The organism is Haloarcula vallismortis ATCC 29715, from assembly GCF_000337775.1.
In the GTDB taxonomy this organism is placed as follows: Archaea; Halobacteriota; Halobacteria; order Halobacteriales; family Haloarculaceae; genus Haloarcula; species Haloarcula vallismortis.
On record NZ_AOLQ01000015.1, the window covers coordinates 34,312 to 56,537 of the forward strand.

The following is a 22,226-nucleotide window of genomic DNA, read 5'->3' on the forward strand; positions in this document are numbered from 1 at the left end:
CCGACACGGCCCAACAAATACGCTTGTGAGGTCTCCTGAAACAATCGAATACGTTTATTATAACTTTGACCTGGCGGCTGTTCGACAGTAGGTATGTCTGGTGTTCAGGTGTCGGCTAATCAGAGTGGACGTCTCACGAAGTACAGACAGAGAAACTACCGGGCCGGACGAGATTTCCTGTCCCCCACGATTAGCTCTGTCTTCTACAATTGTTGTCAACGGCTGACAGCTGAATCAGTCCGTCAGCGCGAACTGTCACCAGAATGTTTTGATACTGAAACGTTATGGTCTGGGTCGCTGGCCCGGTCGACTGGTTTGGCTGCGTACCGAATAGCAGTGTCTCAATCGCGTCGATGTCAATGTAGTCATGCATCGGCAAGCCACGATACGGTTTTGCCTCTCTGTCTGTCTGATCGGCGATGGCCTGAACAATGACTACAGCCAGCTCTTGCTCGCTGGTTGGGTCGTACCAAACTTCGGTTAGAGTGCTATCCGGTGCCACAGATTGGCTCGTATCCCTATCAGCTTCCTTGGTTTGGCTCTCGTCAGTCATTTAACTAGTAAACAGCTGGAACGTACATATAGCACATGTATGAATATTCGGGCATATTGAGTACTGGAGCTGATCTACCCTTTGCTAGAATAATGGCTGTTTTGATGAACTATACTAAATAGCTATACTACAACCACATCGACCAATCCACACATCCCGGACAAATATGTTGATAACCACATTAGAATATGTGATAACAATAGTCATGCACCAGCGGATAGTATTTGACTGTTGAGGTGTCCATCTCCATGCACCAATTATCCAGACGGGAGTTACTCGGGGGCGTGTGCGCGGGAGCAACTGTCTTTGCCGGTTGCAGTGGCGATCAAAACAGTGAGGCAGGCAAAACAGAGAGTGGTGGCGGCGCCGAACCCATGTCTGAACAAGATGAGACAACCGCTACAGATACATCGACGGGTAGTGGGACTGGTGACAGGTCGACACAGTTCGGCCAGGTCACACGGTTCCCGGAATCGTATGCGATGACAGTCACGATGCAGTCCGAGGGACGGACTATCGAGATGACCGGTCGTTTCTATCAAGGGGATATGTACTGGTCTTTCGACCAGCAGGGACAAACGATGGAAATGTACTACCTCGGCAACAAGACGTATACTGTAGCTGGAGGGAAGTGTCTCCGAGGAACGATGCAACAGGGGATGGACCGCGACGAGGTTAACCCGGGGCAGTTCTCCAATCAACCGGAGGAAAACCCGGAGATCACGCCGGTCGGCCGAGATACCATTGATGGTGAAGAAGTACTAGTGTATGACATCTCTCAGGACGGCTCCCAGGAGCCAGTGACATACTACATCCTCGCGGATTCCGGATATCCGCGACGTATTGAGGCCGAGTCAATGCGGTGGGACTTCCACTCTTGGGGTTCAGTTGAACCGATCCAGAAACCCGATGGAGAATGCCAATCGATGTCCGGTGGCGGCATGCCAACTGACGGTGGCAGTTAATCGCTCAGCAAGCCCTGACTTGACTGGCTACTCGGAGAGTAAACACTTCTCGACATACCGCCGAAATTCGGTTCGCACGTCGTCGATAGTCTCCTCGTCGCTGGTAATCCGTTCCGCCTGAATACCGACTAAAACGGTGTGGAACAGTGCGGCTGTCTGGGATGGGTCTTCAACATCAAATGCGCCTGCATCAACACCCGATTGGATGACACGGGCGATCTGTTTTCGAATGAAATCATCACTCCTGCGAAAGAGGCGGTTGTAATCGTCGTCGTGTGCTGCTTGCGCTCGCAATTCAATTACGGCCTGCGAAAACTCGACATCACTGTTGCTGCTGGTGCCGAATATTTCATCGACGATTATCTCGATATACTCCTCAGGAGATTGGTTGGGAAGTGGAACCTGATTTTCGACCTGCTCCAGCATATAATCGAGAAGATCTACCAACAACTCGTCCTTATCATCGTAATGATGATAGATGAGCGACTGACTCTTCCCGAATTCATCCCCGATTTTTGAAATAGTCAGATCCGCGTACCCGTGCTGACGTAATGCATAGAATGTCGCTTCAAGGATCTCCTCGCGAGTTCCATCTGGGTTCTGGAAAAAGGATATCTCGTTAGTCATCTTTGCGTCGACCGTTTCCTGCTTGTCTGCTACGGTTCAAATGGCTCACGGTTTCACGCCTCTCGTTGTCGAACATAAGACCACTTTGGGTTGTATTTTCTATCACTGAACTGAGTAGCAGGTGCGATTGCAGATAACTATACTGTTGACTAAACATTCAATATACTTAAGGGTATTGTGGTAAACTATCTCAACGGAATGCAGCGGATTGTCCTCACGTTCATTGTCCTCGTAGATACATCGCTCTGCTGCCACAGCCCACTAATATTGCATAATATTCGTAGAGCCTGTGTTATCATCGATGGATCGAGAAGTAGTAGTAGCTTTGACTGACACATCTGCTTCCGCTTGGTCCCGGAAGATACGAAAGTGCTATATGTGATTGAACGTTTAGTCAACATCACGAAATGGCTACTCACAAACGAAGAATTCAGAGACGGAATGTCGCTAGCAACGAGACGCGGTTTGAACGGCTGCTCAAGTAACATGGCCTCTACAAAGTATAAACTGCTACTTCTAGCTGTAGTCGGGATTACCGTTACCAGCGGAACGGCCACCGCTGCGGTCGTTGGGAGCCCCGATATCGTGGCAACGATTGAAGACGACACTGTCGCTCCGGGCGAACAAAAGACCATAGAAATTTCACTGGTCAACACCGGGGACTTGCAAAGTGGCTCTGCTCGAAATCCGGCGTTAAACAGCGAGGTAACCGCTGCCAAAGGACTCACTGTGTCACTTAGCTCTGGCGACGCGCCAATATCAGTCAAGAACTCGAAGCGAAGCCTCGGGACTCTCCAAGTCGGCCCAAAGGTGACAGTCCCGTTTGATATCAGCGTGGACGAAGACGCGGACTCTGGAACACACGAAGCACAACTGAAATTGCGGTATAAGCACGCAAGCTTCATCGCCGAAGATACGGGGGCACGAGACGAGAACGAGAACACTCGCACTGTCGACGTTGAAATCGATGTCACCAACGATGCCACGTTCAATGTGACCGATATTGATTCGAATGCACGTGTCGGCTCCACAGGCACGGTGGCAGTTAGCGTCGAAAACACTGGAAATAACGCCGCACGGGACGCTGCGGTAACGCTGGAATCACAGAATCAGGACCTCACAGTGAGCGGCGGCGCTGCCACTTCGAGGTTCGTTGATAAGTGGGAACCGGGAGAAGTCAGGACGTTCAATTATCGTGTGAGTTCTACTGAAGCTGCGGAGCCAGAGCCGTACGGATTTGAGCTCTCGGCCGCATTTGATAACGAAGAGGGCCTCCGAACACAGTCTGTAGCACAATCCATCGCGGTCGCACCTGACCCGGAACAGCGGTTCTCGGTCGTCAATTCAAGCAGTTCTGTCGCGGTCAGTAACACAGGCACATATGAGGTGCAACTCCGCAACACGGGCCCGTTGACTGTTGACGACGCATCTGTCACGTTTGTTTCACAGAATGCTGATATAACGTTTGGAAAGAGTTCTTCCACAACCGCCTACGTGGGGGCATGGGAACCTGGGGAAGTCCGGACCGTCCGCGTCGACACAACGGCGAGCCCCGATGCCGAGGACCGAAGCTACGCGCTGTCGGCCAGCGTGCAGTATGACGACCAGGAAGGCGATACCAGCACATATGATGATGTGCAATTAAGCCTCACTCCTGCGCCTGAACAGAACTTCGATGTGTCAAACATTGATACGTCGCTTCAGGCCGGCGAAGACGGCTCATTGAGTGCAACTCTTACAAACACTGGAACACGTGACGTCGAGAACGTCGTTATCAGATGGGAAGGCCAGCAGTCGACACTGTCGCCAAAAGAGTCACAGTATGCTGTTGGAGATCTCGCTGCGGGCGAATCAGCCAACTTCAGCTTCGGCGTTGATGTGTCCAACAGTGCAGAGGCAGGCGCTCGGCAATTTGACTTCGGCGTGAGCTACCGCGACGACAACGGTGACAGGGTCGGAGCGGACACACTCGAAATCCGCTCCGAAGTGGCTGGTAGTCAGGACGAATTCGACATCGAGATGCAAAATTCGTCGCTTGGTGTGGGACAGGCCCGGTCGGTCACGTTTACGATAACCAACACAAAGGACAAGACGCTGACAAGCATCGAAGGGAAGGCGTTCGTCAATGACCCGCTCAGCAGTAGTGACGATGAAACGTTCATCGCTGCACTGGAACCCGGAGAGTCGGAAACGGTCTCCGTCCAGCTTTCGGCGGGGAGCGATGCGCTGGATAAGACGTATCCGCTCAATCTGGACTTCCAGTATGAGACGCCTGATGGGGAGAAACGGGTTTCTGACACCTACAGTCTCCCGATAGAAGTCAGTGACCAGTCCGGAAGCGGAGGGACGCCACTGTGGTTGGTCGGTGGCATTGGACTCCTTGCCGTTGTCGGCGGCGTGGTCTGGTACAGGCGACAGTAACCGTCCGAGGCTAACGTATATGTCACAATGTTAGATTATCAGAAATATATCGACGTACTAGACGATTGGATTGTTAACCGTGACAAGACAGTCGTCGCCGTGTTCATCGTCACAACCCTCATTCTGTCGGCGGGGTTCGGCATGACTGCGACCGACTCAGGGACATCACAGTTCACTGACGGCGTTCCTGCACAGGAAGCGTTCGACGAGGTCAATGACAACTTCGAGCGCGAACCGTTCGGTGAAGGGACTGGCTCTACGACACTTATTCAAAAGGACCAGAACGTCCTGTCGAAGCCGGCCATCCTCAACATGCTGAAAGCGCAGAACCGGCTTACGCAGCGCGAATCACAGGACGTTGTCGGAACGACGAGTGTCGCACAGGCCGTCGCCCAGACACTTGACCCGGACGCGGACACACTGCCTGAACAAATCGACACTGTGGAAGCAGCCTCACAGACGGAGATTAAATCGGCCACCAGAACGACGCTTGAGCGCCAGCCGGAAGTTGCAGGGCTGCTCAGCAACGACCTAAACCGAGAAGCGCCGTCGGCCTCTGCAACTCTGACAACTGTTACACACGAAGTTTCGGGTGTGTCAAGCAGTGCTGGGACAGAGGGGTCATCACCACTGACACCCATTCAACAGGAAGCGGAGTTCATTGTCAGTTCGGTTGACGGTGATATCTCTGTCTTCGGCAGTGGACTCATCTCTGCAGAGCTGAACAGTGTTATCTCCGATTCGCTGGGGCTCGTGGTCCCAGCCGCCGTGGTCCTGATACTGTTCTTCCTTATTATCGCATACCGAGACCCGTTTGATCTGTTGATTGGCCTCGTCTCCCTTGCGATGGCAATTATCTGGACATTCGGGTTCATGGGATGGGCCAGTATCCCCTTCACGCAGATGCTGATCACAGTCCCGCCGTTGCTTCTCGCAATCGGGATTGACTTCGGGATTCACGCTGTAAACCGATACCGCGAAGAGCGGGTCGAAGGAATCGAACCGACGCCTGCAATGCGGACCGCAACCGACCAGTTGCTCCCGGCGTTTTTCATTGTGACAGGAACGACAGTGCTGGGATTCGCCGCAAACGGGACCAGCCAACTCGGTCCAATCCGCGATCTCGGCTTCGTGGCCAGCGTCGGCATCATATTTACGTTCCTCATCTTCGGTATCTTCCTCCCGTCGTTCAAGCACTTCATGGATCGCCAGCGTGTGCGATACGACCTCCCTGAATTCAGCATCGCCCCGATTGGCTCTGAGGACTCCGCGGTCGGGAAGTCGCTAACTGTCGGTGTGACAATCGCCCGTCGAGCTCCGTACATATTCTTTGCCCTCATACTGGTGTCTACTGCGGCTTTGGGGGCGTATGGAACTGGGATTGATACCCGGTTCACTACGGAGGATTTCCTGCCACCGGAAGAGAATCCTGAATACGTTGAGGTTCTGCCGGAAGCTGTGGCTCCAAGCGAGTACACAGTCACGAAGCAGATAAATTATCTCGAAGACACGTTCGAGAGCGGCGAGAGTGACACAGTAACGATATACGTCGAAGGGTCGTTACAGGACGGAACGGCGCTCGAGGAGATTCACCGAGCGAATCAGGACCCGCCCGACTCCTTTGTTACAGCTGAGGGGAGTGCAGATACGACAAGCATCCTCACTGTTATCAACCGGTACGAGCGTGCTTCGCCGGAGTTCCGGCAACTCGTCGCACAGAACGACCAGAACGGTAACGGTGTCCCTGACCAGAATCTCCCGACCATCTACAACGCGCTGTATGAGTCACCGTACGGTGACCGTGCGGCGTCGTACATGACTGACGACTACACGCGAACGCGCATCGTGTATTCTGTCGAGTCTGATGCGAGTCAGCAGGAAGTAACAGATGATACGAGAGCCGTTGCGGATGAGTTCCGGATGGAGGCGACCGCGACTGGTAGCGTTGTAGTCCTGAAAGCGGTCTCTGACGTTATCGCCGAGTCAGCGTACATCAGCTTAGGCCTCGCGATCCTCGCGTCTGCAGCGTTCCTGTTCTTTGCTTACTGGCTACTTGAAAGACGTCCCGGGCTGGGGGCTGCGAATCTGGTGCCGATACTGCTCACTATCGCCGCCTTGGCTGCGACAATGCGATATCTGGATATCCCGTTCAACGTCCTTACCGGAACGACGCTATCAATCGGCATCGGGCTTGGTATCGATTACTCCGCCCACCTCGTGCATCGATTCTCCGAGGAGTACCGCGGCGACACCGGCTTGCTTGAAGCACTCGACATTAGTGTCCGCGGAACCGGTGGCGCGCTGGCGGGCAGTATGGTCACCACAACATCTGGAACCGGGGTACTCGTCCTCGCGGTTGTCCCCATCCTGGGCCAGTTTGGACTGTTGATTGCCCTCAGCGTCCTCTATTCGTTCATTGCGTCCATACTGGCTCTCCCGACATCGATTGTCATCTGGGACCACAGTCGTGGAACGCTTGAGACACTGCTCTCCTCACGTACAACAGGGAGCATGAATTAATGCGGCCCGCTCGTTTCGGTTTCCGTCCATCTGAGGCCCATGATGAGCAAACTGAACGGATTGGTCAGGATTGCCCCGGTGCAGAGTTCGAAGAAGCCCCACTGTGCTGTCGGCCAATCCACAATCAGGAGGCCGACTGTCTGTATGACTAGAGACAGTGACGGCCTAAGTGCAACTGAAGAAGAGATTATGCACGCAACCCATCGAGCGCTGGTAAACAGTGGATACGCTGAGCTTTCGATATCACTTATCTCTGACGAACTCGACAAGGCCAAATCAACGATCTACCACTATTACGATTCAAAAGACGCCTTACTACTCCGCTTTCTCAGATTCACCGTTAACCGGTTTGAGGAGACAATCAATACGAGCATCGGTGACCATCCGAAAGAAGACCTCAACCACATCATTACGACGCTCCTTCCGTGTGACCTCACTGAGGAGAAACGCCAGCTTCACAGCATCCTAGTTACACTCTCCCCGCAAGCGCTGGAGCAAGAGGTGTTTCGTGAGCAGTTCACCGAGATCGATGCTCGACTCTCCACAATCATCGAAAAAACTGTTCGTCGAGGCATAGACGCAAACGTGTTTCGTGCGGCGGACCCGGCACACGTGGCCGAGTACATTCTGGCAACGATTAAAGGGACGATGTATAGCCGCCTCACAACCAATCGTGAGGCCGCAACGGTAGCAGCGAAATCGTCCCTTTCCTCATATATCGATTCGCATTTGATTTCGTAGCTCCTGTCGGTTTGGTCCTTGCCGAACTCTCTCTATCGTACGGCTTGAATTACGCCGTCCGATAAATTAATTTTGCTGGAGTGAGGAGAAAAGAAATGCACTCAATCGCGGTTTTTCGATAGCGTGCTTATACTGTCGGCTATCCCTATTGTAAGATATTTGGCACTCGGGATGGTATCGGTCTTGACAGACGTACAGCCGACAGTAGTAGACTGGAACCGATGATCGGCGTCCAGCCTTTGATTGCAGGCCAGTTAGTAGCCGAGGTGTTCGCGGATGAGGACAACGGTAGTGCGACCGTCTTCGAGTTCCTGACGGAGAATGAGTTGTTTAGCGATTGCAGAGTCGACGCCGTAGGCCTCCTTGGCACGCTCGTTTTCCAGCGGGTACGCGACGGTTTCCAGTCGGTCGAGCGCGTCTTCGAGCGTCGGCACGATCTTGTTCACGCCACTGACAATGACGACGTTACTGGCCGCGAACGGATACGCACCGATGCGGCTCCCCGAACGGTCCGCCGCGACGAGTTCGCCGGTCTGGGAGATGCCGTTGATGCCACCGAGGAAGTAATCGGCTGTCTGTGACTCTCGACGAGCAGCCTGGCGTTTTGCGTCGTCGTCGATACTCCAGATTTGGTCGGGAAGGCTCTCCCACTCGTGGTCCCCCTCGCTCAGGTATTCGACGAAGCCGATCTCTTCGAGCGTCGTCGAGTGGCCGTTCATTACAGACGCCTCCGCCGGAATAAGTGACTTCAGTTCCGTGAGGGCATCACCGGCTGAGTCAACGACGACGACATCGAATCCGTTTGCTTCTAGGTTTTCGACGGTCTCTTCGATGGTGTCTTCGGATGCCAGTTCGTCCAGCGACTCGTCGATATCTGCGTCGTCCGCGTAATCTGATTTCTGTTGAGACATATTGCGTTGTATGAGTGTAACAGCATTAATACGAAGATCCAGCTACTACAAAAGTGCTCGCGGACACCGGTGTCAGGTAGTTACACCGGTGATACCCCATTTTCAGTTAAGACGCAATGTGTCGACGAGCTCTCCGTGAAACCCGCTATCCAAGATTCAGCTTTTGTCCGCCCCGATGCGACCGGATACGTCTCTCTTCGGAAGCAACATGTGCTCTCCGATTGTCGACTCTGATATCAATTGCTGAAAACCGGGGGGTAGCATATATTTCCCTCCATTGATCATATTATGCTATCAATGCAAATGGCTCGTGAGGAAACTACAGACGCTCTCGGGACACCCTCGAAGATGGTACTGTTCTGTCCGGACTGTGATTTCGAGAGTGGCATGATCGGGGGAGACTGGGACGTTTCGAACACCGGACGTACGACTATTTATTACTGTCCGCAATGCCGGCACTCGTTCAGCGTTGGCAACCGCCGGTGACGCATATGGAGGGTATGCCGGACGTAGGCGGATACTGTGCCTGACGACACCGAAAACTGGGTACGGCGAGAAACCGAGTTTAGTCGTCGCCCGGTACCACCGCAGTGGATTTCCGCCCGTTGTCCTGCCAGCTAAAGCAACCCGCTAGCACCGGCGCCGTGACGTTGTACCGGACACTGAGCAATGCGGGAATGAGCACAGCTGCGGACTTAGACGAGGTTTTCGCGAGCACAGCGGCCAGTCCGCTGCTCTGCTGGCCCAGTTCAAATGCGCAGGCCGGAATGCGATCCCAACAAACGCGGCAGCAACTGGATTCGGCCCGTCCCGATAGCATCTGTAAGATCAAGGGGGACAAACAGCTCTACGCAGCGGCAGGCATCACCAGCCACTGCGTGATTGCGCCAATGCCGATGTCCACCGGGTCCTCGCTCAGTTGGCGAAATATTTCGGCTGCAGCGGCATCCCTATCTCAAGCCTGAACAGTCGGGTAGTGGGGACACGCAATCCAAACCTGGGAGCCACTAAAACTAATCGGCTATGCACCGAAAATATACCAACCGACTGAAGGGTGCTGTATTATCGGCGAGTTCAGCCAGTCTCCATACTGGTACTAGTCACGATTGGTGATTTACTGCTGTCCAAACGTAACTAACTAGGAACTACGATTAGTAGCACATCCCCAGCAATCTGGAGCATGACGAGTCAACCCCCGGTACTGCTACACCGGGAGAGACACCAGTACAGTGCACCGGTTACAGCAGAGGTGGCTCGCCGGTGAGCACCTTTGCACGTAACATCAGTTCCTGGCTAATCATCGCCACTGTCGTTGCCACCAGTGGGGTAGTCGGGACAACGGTTGCATTCCAGGATTCTGCACAGGACGTACAGACAGCAAACGAAGCCCTTCGCGCTGAAAACGAGGAGTTACGTGAACAACTGAACGAGACTGAAGAAGACCGACGGGCAGCAAAAGCCCGTGCTGAAGCGCTCGACGAACAGTTAGAAACACGTAACGAGGACGTGGACACACTTGTCTCGGAACTGGAAAGGAAAGAAAAAATGCTGAATGCCAGTCAAGCCCGACTCGCGAAGTCCCGAGAAAATCAAGCGGGTATGTCGCGATCTGAAATGAAAAAACGGCTTGATTACCTCTGTGCACAACCAGAAAACAGAGAGAGATTCGGCTGTCAAGAGTTCGGTCACGATGAGTGATAAAACGGGCTCGGTTCCAAACTAAAGTACATCTCAAAACTACCGAGCGTTGTTCCACAACGCTAAGTGTGGTCATTGGACGATGGTTCTCGTTCCATGTCGCGAATCCGTATAGATTTACAGTCGGCGGTAACAGCTGTGGGAACCTAGATCTGCTCGAAATGTGTTGCTACTGTGGTTCCTATCTCTTGCTCACAGTGCTTTCAAAGGATATTGAAGAAATGGCTGTCAGATGAGCTGTCCGTAAATCATATCTAATTCTTCCGTAGAATGTGGTTTTGAGTGTGCTACACCGCATATTCTGAACTATTGCCGGGCTGATGGTTGCACTGTCTGTGACTGGGAAAACCGATGGGGAGCACTTGTATCGAGCCGGTGCGAGATAAAATTCGATATATCGACATACCATTTATACTGTATACTTCGACAACTCCCCGTATCTGTCTTGTTATGGGTTTCTCATGCAGAAAACAACACAAGACAAATTATTAGTAGCGCGACGGAAATACGCTACGTACGAAATTTAGACAGTGCAGACTACCCAGCCGGAACCGTCCGTGGGTTACCCAATTGCACACTCAAATCAATGACCCAAACTCGCTACTCCACAATGGATCTGGCCGACTGCGAGGCATTCTATCGTGGAACCGTCGTGCCGACGATGAAAGACGACGACCTCGACCCAATTGCTGAAACTCCCACATACGCATGGCTGAACGAGCAGTTTCCAGGATTCGTCAAGCATCTCCAACGCCGGTTCGACCTGTCTCCGGGACAGTTCTACGACGAGATCGGGGTCCCTGAAGCACCGACTCAATCAGGATCTTTCGAGTTCCTCTCCGAGAAGACACAGCGAGCCATCGAGGGGTACCTCGCCGAACTTTCAACTCGACGGGGGCGCGCTGACGCGACTATCGACACACGGCGGGCGATTTTGCGTCGCTACGCAAAAGTATATACCAATATCCACGATACAAAAGATCTGCTTGCACCACTGGAGAACCCTGATGAACGCGTTGCAGAAATGGATCGGGTTGCAGCGACCTTTGACGCACTTGATCAACTAGACGAGACCATGACGACGCTTGCGTCCCGGCGTAAATACGTTCAGGACACACGGCAGTTCTACAAGCACCTCGTGATGTTCGGCAATGCCGCGTACAATCCGCTCGCTGATCTTGAAATCCGGTTCGGGTGGGATACGACTCCGTCCTGGGACAACAAAGCACTCGATAGAGACGCTGTCCAGCGCCTGTATGCAGCGGCGACTGAGCTTCGCGACAGATTCATCGTGGTCGCATGTTGTGGATGGGGATTGCGGCCGAGTGAGGTCGCATCGCTACACATCCGACAGCTCAACCTTGATCCGGATGGTGACTCCCATCCGTACATAGAATTCGGCGACGGCGAGCGGAAAAATGGTCCCGGAACTGTGGCTCTGATGGCCGGTCTGGAGACAGTAGAGCGGCGTATCGAGGCGCTTACCGATCCAGAGTGGAGCGGGTATCTTCTTCCTTCTGCATCCGCAGATAGCGGTCATCTAACTGCCGAAACTGTCCGTCGTCGGTTCAAGTCAGTGGCCGACACCGCAGACGTCACCGTTGACGGCGACACGCCGACGCCGAAAACCGGCCGCCGGTTCTGGTATACTACGTATGGCGCTGCTGTTAGGAGAGTTGCGGACCGGTTTGAAGATGTTGCGGCCGAGCAGGGCTCGGCGTCCGCTCAAGTTGTGCTCGATAACTACCTTTCCGAGGCTGAAGCTCGGTCTCACAGGCGGGCGGAGATGCGCGAGACGCTCGCGGGGTTGTTCGCGGAGTAACCTCGATTTCTCGGAATAGAATCTTTGCACGGTCACTGATATGGCTATACTGCATAGCTATACCGTCTGACTAATCTTTATATCTGTGGGGCGAATCCGATACGGTATGCTGACCTACACCGTGTATAGCGAGGCCGGGGGTGTCGGCAAGACAACAATGGCGGCGAACCTCGCCGTTGCTGACGCCCGCGCTGGTCATAACGTACTGGCAATCGACATGGATCCACAGGAGGGAAGCCTTTCGTTCCTGTTTGATGTCGCGGACCGTCGAACGGACTCAGAGGCCGACAGTTTAGTTCGACATCTCGTCGAACGGTCGCGGGGGCCGTTTGCTGATCTCATTGAAACTTCTGAGGGTGTCGATGTTCTCCCTGCACACAACTCTTTAGAAGTCCTCTCGAAGCATCTGCGGCGGCGTGAGGAAGAAGCAGCGGATTTCGGTGAAAACTGGAACCCGAATGTCCAGCTCCTTCGTGTGTTAAAAGATGCAGGCGTTCCAGCAGAGTATGACACTGTCATTATCGATCCGCCGGCAACCGCGGACGTGAAACTGTACAACGCGTTGCATGCGACACGAAACCTCGTCATTCCGTTCGAACCGAGCGGGAAGGGTCAGCAGTCCGTCCAGGGCCTTGCAGACCTTGTCACCGGACTCGAAGACACGCTAGACATCAATGTTGGTGTGTTAGCCGCTGTACCGAACCGATTCAAAGGGACCAACGATCAAGAAGAGATGCTCAAACGGCTCCGTGCGGAGTCGTATGATATCCCCGTCGTGTTCCGTGAGCGAACGTCCTTGCTTGAAGGGTGCTGGCGCAAACAGTGCTCGGCGTTCAAATACATCGAAGAACACCGGAGTCGGGAACGTGATTATGAAATTGAAACGCTGGAGCAGTTCGAAAGTCTGGCGGCACACCTCCGGCAGACTCGGGAACAGGAGGCAACAGCATGAAGTCCGGCTCAGGCGACGATCCGTTTGCAGAGGCGGACACAGATACGGAGCCGGAATCAGACGACCAACAGGATGGGGTGGCGGCTGCTGAACGCGAATCCACTACCGTAGAAACTGCGACTCAACCCGATATCCCATACAAATTCCGGCGGGACTCTGTCAAGCAGGATCGCAAACAACGCCCGATCTTTATTCGGCCTGAGGTCGAGGAACGGGAGTCCACTTTTCTCCGCAACCTAGAAGACGCAGTCGGCGAAGATGTGTACAAGACAGACGCACTAGAGGCCGCCCTCGTCGTCGCCATGGATAATCCGGATCTTGTTGCAGAAAAGCTCCGTGAGTGGGGGTACGACTGGGAGCAGTCAACCGGTTCCCGCTAATATCCTGTTTTCTGCCCGTAAGTAGCGCTGTCGACGCGCCTGCATCTGTATCCTGCTGGTAATTTGTCTCCTGTGCAGGGCTCCGTCCTGATTTGGTAAACTGCTGGACAAAACTGGAACTGGTAGTTGTGCCTGCTGACTATCCTTGTCGGCTGGCCCCTTCGAATACTCCTCCCAGCTACAACGATTAGTTATACTGTTTAGATATACTCTATAACTATCCTAAATAGATATTTCTGGTGGCTATAAAGAGCAACTGGTACTAATAGCTAAAGACTTTAGTCAACCTTCGTAGCTGCTATGATGAGTTGATGCGAGCTATCTCTATCAGATCTATGTTGACTGTTCAAGCGGGTACCGCTGCTGAGTAGTGAGACAGAGTGTAATCTCACGAAGGCAGAAGTTGACCAATCCGTAGTGAGTACGACCAATGTAACAATCAACCGACAAGGTATCACACCCGGTCCCCGCGGCTTTCGACCGAACGCCTCTCGCTGCCAACTGAGTGTCTAACTGTGACTGGGGGCACTAAATGAAGGTTCGAACAGCGTGCAGAATATCTGCTGGCTGTTGTGGCTCGAAGCTCTCCTGATACTCGATATCCGATTTTGCCAAGCGAGCTATTCCGTCTAAGCCGATGCTGTGATGGATGGGTGAAGCCACACCAGTGACAGCTTTCGTCCAGAAGTTCTGGCACAACAACCTGCGTTTATACGACTCGCCCTGCACGAAGGCGCTCACAGCAGCTCGACCGGACTGCGCTGCATGTACCATTCCGAAGCCAGTCAGGCGGTTCGCCAATCCGATGGCGTCGCCCGCTATATGTACTGTGCAGTCGTTTAGCTCGTATGAACAGTGTGAAAGACTCCGCAAGCCGTTTGAAACGTCAGTTCCGCTGTGCAGGGCCTCACGCTCTGGGGGCTCGATATCGATTTCTGCAAGCAACTGCTGCATATCCTCGTACAGTTCGGAAGGGGATTTATCATCTCGACAGCCGAGGCCGACAGTTGCTTCCTCCGGTGACTGTGGCACGATCCAGAGGAAGTAATTCTCGTACGCAAGCGCTCGTGGCTCGGGATACAGATGGGAGAAGTCGGCCTCTATTCTCCCGCTCAGCGTCGGACACGCCACGTCATACGATAGGGGCGTAAACCGGCTTGAAATCGGGAACTGACCGGTGGCATCAATCAGTAGATCCGACTCCGCAGATAACCTTCGAAACTCCGCTTCGTCGACTTCCGCGTTCTCTGTGATTTCTGTGCGTTCGAGCGTGCCTGCCCAGTGTTTCTCTAACTCTCCTCTGTTCAATATCACACCATCGGGAACATTTACAGCAGTTTTCCCGCTGGAGCCGACGAATATCCCGGTATTAGATTCTCTAACGTATCCCGGAACATGTCGATCTAGTGGTAGCTGCGAATAGTCCCAGACCATCTCCCCCCAGGCCCCTCTCCGATTACCGCTGTATGCGCCCTTATCATAGAGTCGCACGTCCGCAGTAACCTCTTCAGCCAGTTGTGCTGCTGCCAACCCGGCGAATCCCCCTCCGACGATAGAAATCCTCATACTCTCCCTTCTGTTGGAAACTATTTCAAACATATCTTATTCGCTCACACCGCATTGATACAGTGCCCTGTGAGTGTGAGCGGTCGCGTTGTGCTGCTGAACAACACGACGTTGGTCCGAATCTCCTGCTTTTGCAGCACCGTTTGGGCATCGGGGCTCTGAATCTGACACCTGCGGATAAAGCTAGACAGCAGAGTATACAAGCTCAAGTTAAACAGATTAATTGCCGACCACGGCGCCTAGACGCGTCGGAAGTGCCTTTTAGACGTTTAACCTTGTACGATCAGATTGACGATCCAGAAGTGTTTTTCGCCATATATCCAACTTTACCGAACGCCAAAACTACAAGCGGCCGCCTTCTGGCTGTGGGTCCGAATATATGAAGCTAGGTTTGTAGCTTATGTATATATAATTCGAAATACTTGTGCTTATTGTCAGAGATGAATATAAAAGCGCCAAATTTGACTGTATATTAAACCACTCACTGTTGGCGCGGCGTTCGGATACCTAAAATATACAAATTAAGCAACAACTAGTTCCAACAGTGTTGAACTCTATTATTGGGTTTGTCCTGTGGGTGAGAATGAATAACGATTGTACTAGTGTTATCGTGGGCAGAAACGAGTACTTCAAATCGTCCGAATGACCGGCCACGCGCTACAGTCACCATCTTGTAACTAAACCGCATATAACGTCTAACCGGCACTGTCTAGTTGAGCGAGTTTGAGAAGTGAGCAGGCCGTAGCGAGAGGTGTTCATGACACTCGCAGACCTGCTCAGGGAAACGTTAGAGGAGGACAGTCAAGACGTTTGGGAGAACGAGCGCACCCCGACACCCGTCCGGCGATTTGGGGTGCGTCTCCATACGGCGGGGCTGTCGATCAGGGAGACGGTCGCTATCTTAGAGTTGTTGGGTGTCGATCGTTCTCACGGTGCAGTCTGGAACTGGGTTCATACGTTGTCTGAAGCACAGAGCGACCCGCCGACGGCGTCGCCGTCGCGGGTCGCGGTCGACGAGAAACAAATCGAGGTTGACGGCGAAAAGAAATGGTTGTACGCCGCTGTCGACACCGACTCAAAACTGTTGCTCGAAATTGATGTGTTCAGCCGCCGCGGGACTGACCCCGCGGCGGCGTTCTTGCATCGGCTCACTCAGAAACACGATGTCGCCGATTCAGTGTTTCTCGTGGATGCTGGCGGCTATCTGACTGCCCTCTCACGTCACGATTTGAGCGGTCGGCTCGACTATCGAATCCGGAACCACATCGAAAAGTGGTTCCAAACTGTGACCATGCGAATCGACCGCTTTCACTCCTTCTGGAGGGGCAGTCAATCTAGCGCGAAACAGTGGTTACGACGCTTCAGACACCACTACAACCACGAACGACCGAATCAAGCTCTTGACGGAAAAACGCCAGCTGAGGAAATCAAGAACTAGACAGTGCCTCTAACCTAAGTCAGAAGTGTAACTGTTGACTGGTAAGATTCGGACTACTGATAAGCGATAACGACTCTGTCGTGTGTCTCAGGTGGGCAATCCGTTCATAGCAGTCTGATCTGCTGGCTGTGAACGGAACGAAATACATAGGCCATACAGCAGGAGACTGGTGCTATCTCAGTTGTACAGTTTGACTATATCGGATGAAACTTCAGTTGGGCTATCCCCTACTCCAATGGCTGATGAGTGATTGAGAGTACCACGTGGGGGCCAAGTATGTCGATAGCGGTCTGGTGCCGCTCGCGTCAGCAGGCATATTTTTCCGCAACGCAGTGTAGCGGCGATAGCATCTTTGATATATATGAACGCTATCTGCTACAGGCAGCCGCAGACTCTAAATTAACTTCGATGACGTTTGCTGCCTCCATCACTATCTGAGGAAGGTCACTCTTGAAGGACTCACCAGAAAGCCGCATTTTTGGTGCGGTTACACTGATCGCACCACAAACTGTCCCATCAACGTCCTGTATCGGGGCACCTACAGACCGCATACCACGAATCTCCTCCTCATTGTTTACCGCGTATCCCTTGCTTCGGATTTCTGCAAGCTCCTCACGCAGTTCACTTGGAGTAGTAATCGTTTTGTCTGTCTGCTGAACGAGTTCCTCAGTGGCCAGTATGTCAGTGACTCGGTTTTCATCAAAATGTGCCAGCAGCGCTTTTCCTGTCGCAGTACAGTGGAGATACTGTGGCGCCTCTCTGGTCCGCCGTTGGTAATCCATTGCTACCGTTTTCCCCCCATTATACTCGTACAGCGTTACCTCCCTGTTCCGGTACGCGACTGTGAGATGGACCCATTCGTTCGTCTCCTCGGCTAAACGCTCTACCTCTTCCTTACCGATTTGATAGAGATCGACCCGATTCCGGACACTTTCACCGAGTGGTACGAACCGCACCCCCAACCGATATGTGCTGTCTGACTTCTCGATGAGCCCTTCTGCATTAAGTGTCTGCAGATATGTATGCAGTGTACTTTTCGCAACATTCACCTCGTCACAGAGGTCTGCAAGTGTCACTTCAGACTGTGACTGAATCTCGTGCAGGATTTCGCTCGCAGTCTGAATCGACTTAATCTGTCGGGAGGAGGTCGGCGACTCGCGTTCAGTCATATGCTGAGTTTGTTTATCGCGGTTATATGATTTTGGTATATCGAACGGTCAGGCTGGTTGTCCGCGCTTTGCCTTACCACACCGGAGTCCGACCAGTCTGACTTGCTTCAGTAAACCGCAGTTTACAGTAAATATGGACTCCCCTGATTTGGCCTGCTCTCCCTGCATCTCTCCATGAACTTTTATTAATGATGCTGTCCTTGAGGCAAACGACATGCGCAGGTGCCACAGTCGCTGTAGGCGACAAACCAGCCGTACAGCACATAAGAAGCCGATTCAAAGCTCACCAGTCGGAAACTCTGTGTGTACAAATACACCGGTGGGACACGGGAAACAGACGTAATCGAGTCGATAAGAATGAGCTCCGAATTTGACATCAAACTGTACGACGATATTGATCCCGAAAACCGTCCCTCTCTGGGCGAGGCGCTGATACCGATTATTGGGATGCTAACCGCACTGGGCATAGGTATCGGAATATATGGGCTTGACCCGCAGTTCCCACTCCTCTGGGGCATTGCATTCACCGGGTTGTTCAGTTACTACCGGTTCGACATCTCTTGGGACGAGATGTATTCCGGGATTACACATACGTTGCTAATGGGCATTCAAGTCGTGTTCATCCTGTTTATCGTCTATGCTCTCATCTCGACTTGGATACAGGCCGGAACGATTCCGACGCTCATGTACTATGGGCTTGACCTGCTGCACCCGATAGTGTTTCTGCCACTCACTGCGATTATTACTGCGGTGATAACGTTCGCTATCGGGTCATCGTGGACCGCAGCAGGGACACTCGGTGTTGCCTTCATCGGCATCGGTTCCGGACTTGGACTCCCTGAACCGATGACCGCGGGCGCAATTCTCACAGGTGCATATACTGGAGACAAACAGTCGCCACTCTCGGACACAACAAACCTCGCTTCGGCGGTGACAAACACCGACCTCTACGATCACATTAATGCGATGCGTGCAGGCACTTTCCTCGCCTTCTTCATTGGTGTTATACTGTACGCTGGCCTCGGGATACGTGCGTCGGGAGCCATTCCTGCGGACCGGATCGCCGAAATACAGACAGCGCTCACGGGGTCGTTCACGATCTCCCCGCTCGCTTTCTTGCCGCTTCTCGTCACATTTGGGCTGGCGATATACGGTATCTCTGCGATTCCAGCCCTCGGTGCTGGTGTCTTCGCCGGCGCAATAACGTCGGCTGTCCTTCAGGGGAACTCGTTCACGTCGGTCTGGACCGTCGCACAAAGCGGAACAAGTCCGGAAACTGGAATGGAGCTCGTGAATGGACTCCTCTCAAGCGGTGGCATGGTTGGCGGCGCGTGGGCTGTAACAATTGCGATCGCCGCCCTCTCCCTAGGAGGCTTGTTCGAGTGCACCGGGATTATCGCTGTCCTAGCACATCATCTGGGCCAACTCAGCAAAAGCGTCGGCAGCCTCACCGGCATCACGGTTCTGTCATCCGTCTCGATGAATGTCCTTGCGGCAGAGCAGTACATCAGTATCGTCGTTCCCGGTGTGACGCTCGGGAGTCTCTACGAGGAGAAGGGACTCAAGACGGAAAATCTCTCCCGGGCGATTGAGTCTTCCGGCACCGTCACCAGTGCGCTTATTCCGTGGAATAGCGGCGCGGTGTTCATGGCTGGTACGCTTGGGGTCAGTACGTTCCAGTACGCCCCTTACTACTTTCTGGGCTTCCTTTCGCCGCTTATCCTCATTCTCATGGGAGTTACCGGCTGGCAAATCACGTATACCGAGACCGAGGCCGATAGCCAGACACCGAGCAATATGGCTGCGCCGGCGGATAGTGACTGACCGCACTGCCCGCTGATAGCGGGTAATTAGCTCGAAACTCCACAGCGATTCTGCGTCACAGGCAACACAGATACCCTTCGAGATAGGAATCCTCATTTATATAGCAACAGAATTTGGCTATAACGAACTATTTAAATATAAATATGCGACAAACAAACTCAAAAGTACTTATTAGTGCACAACTACCTCATTTATGCACTTTTACCGGGAGAATATAGAAATAATCCGTCATTCGACACGGTCTTGGGTACATTCTCTCGCCGGCGCTTGAGATGCTTGGATGAGAACCTCTCTGTACGAAGGCGTTTGACTGTCAGAGCAAGAACGGCTGAACACCCGGAACTAGCGACGATTAATCACTGAAGCACAGTTCACTATGCTCTGTAACGCCGGATGCTCTCGTCAGATGCGCTCAGACCACGACAACACGGTCGGTTTGCCAGCACCCTCGGAACTCGCCGACGGACTGCACTGACAGACCGAACTCGTAGGTGGTTGTCCGTCCATCCGGGCCCGTAATCGTCACCCGCTGCTCAGCGTAGTTCTCGTCTTGCTCGATAGGGCCCCGCACAGCCTCTTCGAAGTCGATCATCGGGCGGTACTGTGGTGACTGGACCATGGCTATAAACCGTTCGAGGGGGCCAGTTGAGCGGCGGTTGGCCGGGGAGGCAAAATTGTACGCCGTCATAATCCCCGCGTTTTCAAACGGGTCATCGTTCGTTTCCAGCGCATCGAGCTGGAGGGCAACAGCATCGCCAGGGCTGTATGTCTCGCTGGGCGTCGGAAGGCCGGGCACCGGGTGCTCGTGTTCAGACATTGGTATCGCAGGGGCAAGCGGTATCTGTAACAGGTGCCGCATCATGATGAATGGCAGGTCTGAGCAGCTACGCGCAGGATATCGACGGGAGTTTGTGCCCCCGGGAGCTAAAACTAGCAACTGCGAATATGGCCGCACTCAGGGACGCACTTATCGAAACCATGCTGCTTGAGGAGAAGCAGTTTCGCCGCCAGCTTCCGGACCTTGTCGAAACACACCAACTCCGGAATGTTGATTCAGATACTGCCGACGAGTCACCGACGGACATTCTTCAGTCTCTTGATGCGCTCACGTCCGGCTCTGTGACTCCCTTCGAGCGAAAGACTATCAGAAAAATGGTTCGACTCGGGATGGCCCCGCTGGGCCTGACACTCACTGGCCCGGCGTATCAGGACAACCCAGTCCGATATGCGACACAGACATTCCAGGAGATGACTGGCTACTCGCTGGCGACGCTTCGCGGCGAGAACCTTCGATTGCTGCAGGGACCAGCAACGAACCCCGATGCAATCGCAACGCTTCAGGAGGGGATCGACATCTGGGAACGGCGGACCGTCGAACTATGGAACTACCGGGCGGATGGCACACGCTTCAGAAACCGGGTGACGATAGTTCCACTCACCGGTCCCGACGGCTCCATCACGAACTGGCTCGGGGTGCAGAAGGCCATCGACACGGCAGAGGACTAACTACTGGCGGCACGACTCAGCGATACGTCCGACTCCGGGTGTCTGGTCAGTTTGCAGTGTAGAGGAGGTACGCCAGCGTCGCCACCATTCCGGCAGCAATCAGCAACGCCCATCCAGTCAGCCGGATACGCTGCCCGTACACGCTCAAACTGCCGTCGTCGGTTCCGAGTATCGTAACAAGCCGACTCGGGTGCCTGAACGGACTCGGTGGTTTTGGCGCAGACAGCCGCTGCCTGAGCTGCCGGTACTCGGTGAACGACCAGACGCCGTACAGGCACAGTGAGAGGACCATCCCGACCCAGAAGCTGAACCCCGCGAGCATCGGAAGCCCGACCGGTCCCAGAAGTCCTGCCTGAATCTCCTGTGGCGGGCCTCCGAACCCATCGGTGGTGTTCAGGAGACCGAAAACCAGCGCAACCAGCGAGAGCCAGAACCCGACGAAACAGACACCGAGTCCCTGTTTCGATAGCCGGTGGACTGTCTCGCCGTGACTGTCAACCCAGGTCTCGCGTGGCGCTGGCTGCACCTCGCTTGCCGGACGGAGCGCCTGCTGACCCGGGTTCTTCGCCCCCAATCCAGCCAGCACCCCGATGACCGAGAGGAAACCGCCGATTGCGATGGCTCGCAGTGGCCACGGCGTCCGCTCTCGAATGAGGAACGCATCATTCGGGTCGGCCGGTGAGACGTACGCGCGGGTCGTTGCTCCCGGCTGGTAGGACTCGACCACTGACTCCGCCCTCGACCGGTCGGAGTACGTCCGAACGCCTGTGCTCGGGAACACCTGTTCGCTAGTGTACGTTTCCCCTCGATACTGGTACGTGTAGCGAATCTCCGGCTCGTAGTCGACCCCACGGCCGCCTTCCATGCGGTCGACACGAGCGTCTGTGATGGTTGCCTGGACGGCAACGGCGTTGTCGACCGCCTGTGACTGCTGGACGTAGTCGTACCCTCCGAACCCGAGAAGGCCGACCGCGAGGAGCAACAGAAGCGCGCTCTTCTGTGAAAGGTGGAGGGTCGTGATTCCGAGCGGGACCTTCATATCAGTACACAGTATTGTGTCCCTGTCGTATGAGCGTAGCGCTCGAAACAAACCGCTTCACGGCTCGGTCATGTTCTATCAGGGGCAACCGAAT

The 22,226-nt window shown here is 53.8% G+C and carries 18 protein-coding genes; 11 read left to right on the top strand and 7 right to left on the bottom strand.

Features of this window, described 5'->3' with window-relative positions; genetic code table 11:
- Positions 1–190 precede the first annotated feature (190 nt).
- Positions 191–553 (bottom strand): HalOD1 output domain-containing protein, encoded by a 363-nt coding sequence (locus tag C437_RS05005; RefSeq protein ID WP_004515808.1) that lies wholly within the window; start codon positions 551–553, stop codon positions 191–193.
- A 374-nt stretch (positions 554–927) separates the two neighbouring features.
- Here C437_RS05005 and C437_RS05010 point away from each other — a divergent pair, with 374 nt between their 5' ends.
- Entirely contained in the window at positions 928–1,518 is a 591-nt protein-coding gene (locus C437_RS05010; RefSeq protein ID WP_004515809.1) for a hypothetical protein, read from the top strand.
- Positions 1,519–1,545: 27 nt separating this feature from the next.
- Here C437_RS05010 and C437_RS05015 read toward each other — a convergent pair whose 3' ends face one another.
- The gene (locus tag C437_RS05015) at positions 1,546–2,145 is read right to left on the bottom strand and encodes a TetR/AcrR family transcriptional regulator (protein ID WP_004515810.1); all 600 of its coding nucleotides are present in this window, start codon (positions 2,143–2,145) and stop codon (positions 1,546–1,548) included.
- Between the two features lie 486 nt (positions 2,146–2,631).
- Between C437_RS05015 and C437_RS05020 the strand changes: the two genes are divergently transcribed.
- From C437_RS05020 to C437_RS05030, 3 genes are all read left to right on the top strand, one after another.
- Positions 2,632–4,566, top strand: a complete 1,935-nt coding sequence (locus C437_RS05020; RefSeq protein ID WP_004515811.1) for a COG1361 S-layer family protein — start codon at positions 2,632–2,634, stop codon at positions 4,564–4,566.
- Between the two features lie 27 nt (positions 4,567–4,593).
- Positions 4,594–7,086 carry an efflux RND transporter permease subunit gene (locus C437_RS05025; RefSeq protein ID WP_004515812.1) on the top strand — a complete coding sequence of 831 codons (2,493 nt, stop codon included), beginning with the start codon at positions 4,594–4,596 and terminating at the stop codon, positions 7,084–7,086.
- A 144-nt stretch (positions 7,087–7,230) separates the two neighbouring features.
- Positions 7,231–7,827, top strand: a complete 597-nt coding sequence (locus C437_RS05030) for a TetR/AcrR family transcriptional regulator (protein ID WP_049919627.1) — start codon at positions 7,231–7,233, stop codon at positions 7,825–7,827.
- A 254-nt stretch (positions 7,828–8,081) separates the two neighbouring features.
- Here the strand turns inward: C437_RS05030 and C437_RS05035 are convergent, their stop codons facing one another.
- Complete coding sequence (locus C437_RS05035; RefSeq protein WP_004515814.1) at positions 8,082–8,738, bottom strand: lactate utilization protein; 657 nt, start codon at positions 8,736–8,738, stop codon at positions 8,082–8,084.
- A gap of 1,260 nt (positions 8,739–9,998) precedes the next feature.
- Between C437_RS05035 and C437_RS05040 the strand changes: the two genes are divergently transcribed.
- From C437_RS05040 to C437_RS05055, 4 genes are all read left to right on the top strand, one after another.
- Complete coding sequence (locus tag C437_RS05040) at positions 9,999–10,436, top strand: hypothetical protein (protein WP_004515815.1); 438 nt, start codon at positions 9,999–10,001, stop codon at positions 10,434–10,436.
- A gap of 586 nt (positions 10,437–11,022) precedes the next feature.
- Entirely contained in the window at positions 11,023–12,258 is a 1,236-nt protein-coding gene (locus C437_RS05045) for a tyrosine-type recombinase/integrase (RefSeq protein WP_049919621.1), read from the top strand.
- Between the two features lie 106 nt (positions 12,259–12,364).
- A complete protein-coding gene (locus C437_RS05050) occupies positions 12,365–13,210 on the top strand; it encodes a ParA family protein (RefSeq protein WP_004515817.1) in 846 nt (281 codons plus the stop codon).
- The gene (locus C437_RS05055; protein ID WP_004515818.1) at positions 13,207–13,590 is read left to right on the top strand and encodes a hypothetical protein; all 384 of its coding nucleotides are present in this window, start codon (positions 13,207–13,209) and stop codon (positions 13,588–13,590) included. The genes C437_RS05050 and C437_RS05055 overlap by 4 nt, the downstream gene beginning before the upstream one ends.
- A gap of 528 nt (positions 13,591–14,118) precedes the next feature.
- Here C437_RS05055 and C437_RS05060 read toward each other — a convergent pair.
- On the bottom strand, positions 14,119–15,189 hold the full coding sequence (locus C437_RS05060) for an NAD(P)-binding protein (protein WP_049919622.1): 1,071 nt from the start codon (positions 15,187–15,189) through the stop codon (positions 14,119–14,121).
- A 724-nt stretch (positions 15,190–15,913) separates the two neighbouring features.
- Here C437_RS05060 and C437_RS05065 point away from each other — a divergent pair.
- Positions 15,914–16,594: an IS6 family transposase gene (locus C437_RS05065; RefSeq protein WP_004515820.1), complete on the top strand. Its 681-nt coding sequence runs from the start codon at positions 15,914–15,916 to the stop codon at positions 16,592–16,594.
- A 368-nt stretch (positions 16,595–16,962) separates the two neighbouring features.
- Here the strand turns inward: C437_RS05065 and C437_RS05070 are convergent, their stop codons facing one another.
- The gene (locus C437_RS05070) at positions 16,963–17,763 is read right to left on the bottom strand and encodes an IclR family transcriptional regulator (protein WP_004515821.1); all 801 of its coding nucleotides are present in this window, start codon (positions 17,761–17,763) and stop codon (positions 16,963–16,965) included.
- A 357-nt stretch (positions 17,764–18,120) separates the two neighbouring features.
- Between C437_RS05070 and arcD the strand changes: the two genes are divergently transcribed.
- Entirely contained in the window at positions 18,121–19,587 is a 1,467-nt protein-coding gene (gene arcD / locus C437_RS05075; RefSeq protein ID WP_004515822.1) for an arginine/ornithine antiporter ArcD, read from the top strand.
- A 412-nt stretch (positions 19,588–19,999) separates the two neighbouring features.
- Here the strand turns inward: arcD and C437_RS05080 are convergent, their stop codons facing one another.
- Positions 20,000–20,404, bottom strand: a complete 405-nt coding sequence (locus C437_RS05080) for a DUF4864 domain-containing protein (protein WP_004515823.1) — start codon at positions 20,402–20,404, stop codon at positions 20,000–20,002.
- Positions 20,405–20,454: 50 nt separating this feature from the next.
- On the opposite strand from C437_RS05080, the gene C437_RS05085 reads away from it, so the two are divergent.
- On the top strand, positions 20,455–21,093 hold the full coding sequence (locus C437_RS05085; protein ID WP_241431640.1) for a PAS domain-containing protein: 639 nt from the start codon (positions 20,455–20,457) through the stop codon (positions 21,091–21,093).
- Positions 21,094–21,139: 46 nt separating this feature from the next.
- Here the strand turns inward: C437_RS05085 and C437_RS05090 are convergent, their stop codons facing one another.
- Positions 21,140–22,132 carry a DUF3592 domain-containing protein gene (locus C437_RS05090; RefSeq protein WP_004515825.1) on the bottom strand — a complete coding sequence of 331 codons (993 nt, stop codon included), beginning with the start codon at positions 22,130–22,132 and terminating at the stop codon, positions 21,140–21,142.
- Positions 22,133–22,226 lie beyond the last annotated feature (94 nt).

What these genes read in the sequence shown, in the direction of transcription:
- C437_RS05005 (WP_004515808.1), bottom strand. Translation starts at nt 553, where the DNA reads ATGACTGACGAGAGCCAAACCAAGGAAGCTGATAGGGATACGAGCCAA.
- C437_RS05010 (WP_004515809.1), top strand. Translation starts at nt 928, where the DNA reads ATGTCTGAACAAGATGAGACAACCGCTACAGATACATCGACGGGTAGT.
- C437_RS05015 (WP_004515810.1), bottom strand. Translation starts at nt 2,145, where the DNA reads ATGACTAACGAGATATCCTTTTTCCAGAACCCAGATGGAACTCGCGAG.
- C437_RS05020 (WP_004515811.1), top strand. Translation starts at nt 2,632, where the DNA reads ATGGCCTCTACAAAGTATAAACTGCTACTTCTAGCTGTAGTCGGGATT.
- C437_RS05025 (WP_004515812.1), top strand. Translation starts at nt 4,594, where the DNA reads ATGTTAGATTATCAGAAATATATCGACGTACTAGACGATTGGATTGTT.
- C437_RS05030 (WP_049919627.1), top strand. Translation starts at nt 7,231, where the DNA reads ATGACTAGAGACAGTGACGGCCTAAGTGCAACTGAAGAAGAGATTATG.
- C437_RS05035 (WP_004515814.1), bottom strand. Translation starts at nt 8,738, where the DNA reads ATGTCTCAACAGAAATCAGATTACGCGGACGACGCAGATATCGACGAG.
- C437_RS05045 (WP_049919621.1), top strand. Translation starts at nt 11,023, where the DNA reads ATGACCCAAACTCGCTACTCCACAATGGATCTGGCCGACTGCGAGGCA.
- C437_RS05050 (WP_004515817.1), top strand. Translation starts at nt 12,365, where the DNA reads ATGCTGACCTACACCGTGTATAGCGAGGCCGGGGGTGTCGGCAAGACA.
- C437_RS05055 (WP_004515818.1), top strand. Translation starts at nt 13,207, where the DNA reads ATGAAGTCCGGCTCAGGCGACGATCCGTTTGCAGAGGCGGACACAGAT.
- C437_RS05060 (WP_049919622.1), bottom strand. Translation starts at nt 15,189, where the DNA reads ATGTTTGAAATAGTTTCCAACAGAAGGGAGAGTATGAGGATTTCTATC.
- C437_RS05065 (WP_004515820.1), top strand. Translation starts at nt 15,914, where the DNA reads ATGACACTCGCAGACCTGCTCAGGGAAACGTTAGAGGAGGACAGTCAA.
- C437_RS05070 (WP_004515821.1), bottom strand. Translation starts at nt 17,763, where the DNA reads ATGACTGAACGCGAGTCGCCGACCTCCTCCCGACAGATTAAGTCGATT.
- arcD (WP_004515822.1), top strand. Translation starts at nt 18,121, where the DNA reads ATGAGCTCCGAATTTGACATCAAACTGTACGACGATATTGATCCCGAA.
- C437_RS05080 (WP_004515823.1), bottom strand. Translation starts at nt 20,404, where the DNA reads ATGTCTGAACACGAGCACCCGGTGCCCGGCCTTCCGACGCCCAGCGAG.
- C437_RS05085 (WP_241431640.1), top strand. Translation starts at nt 20,455, where the DNA reads ATGGCAGGTCTGAGCAGCTACGCGCAGGATATCGACGGGAGTTTGTGC.
- C437_RS05090 (WP_004515825.1), bottom strand. Translation starts at nt 22,132, where the DNA reads ATGAAGGTCCCGCTCGGAATCACGACCCTCCACCTTTCACAGAAGAGC.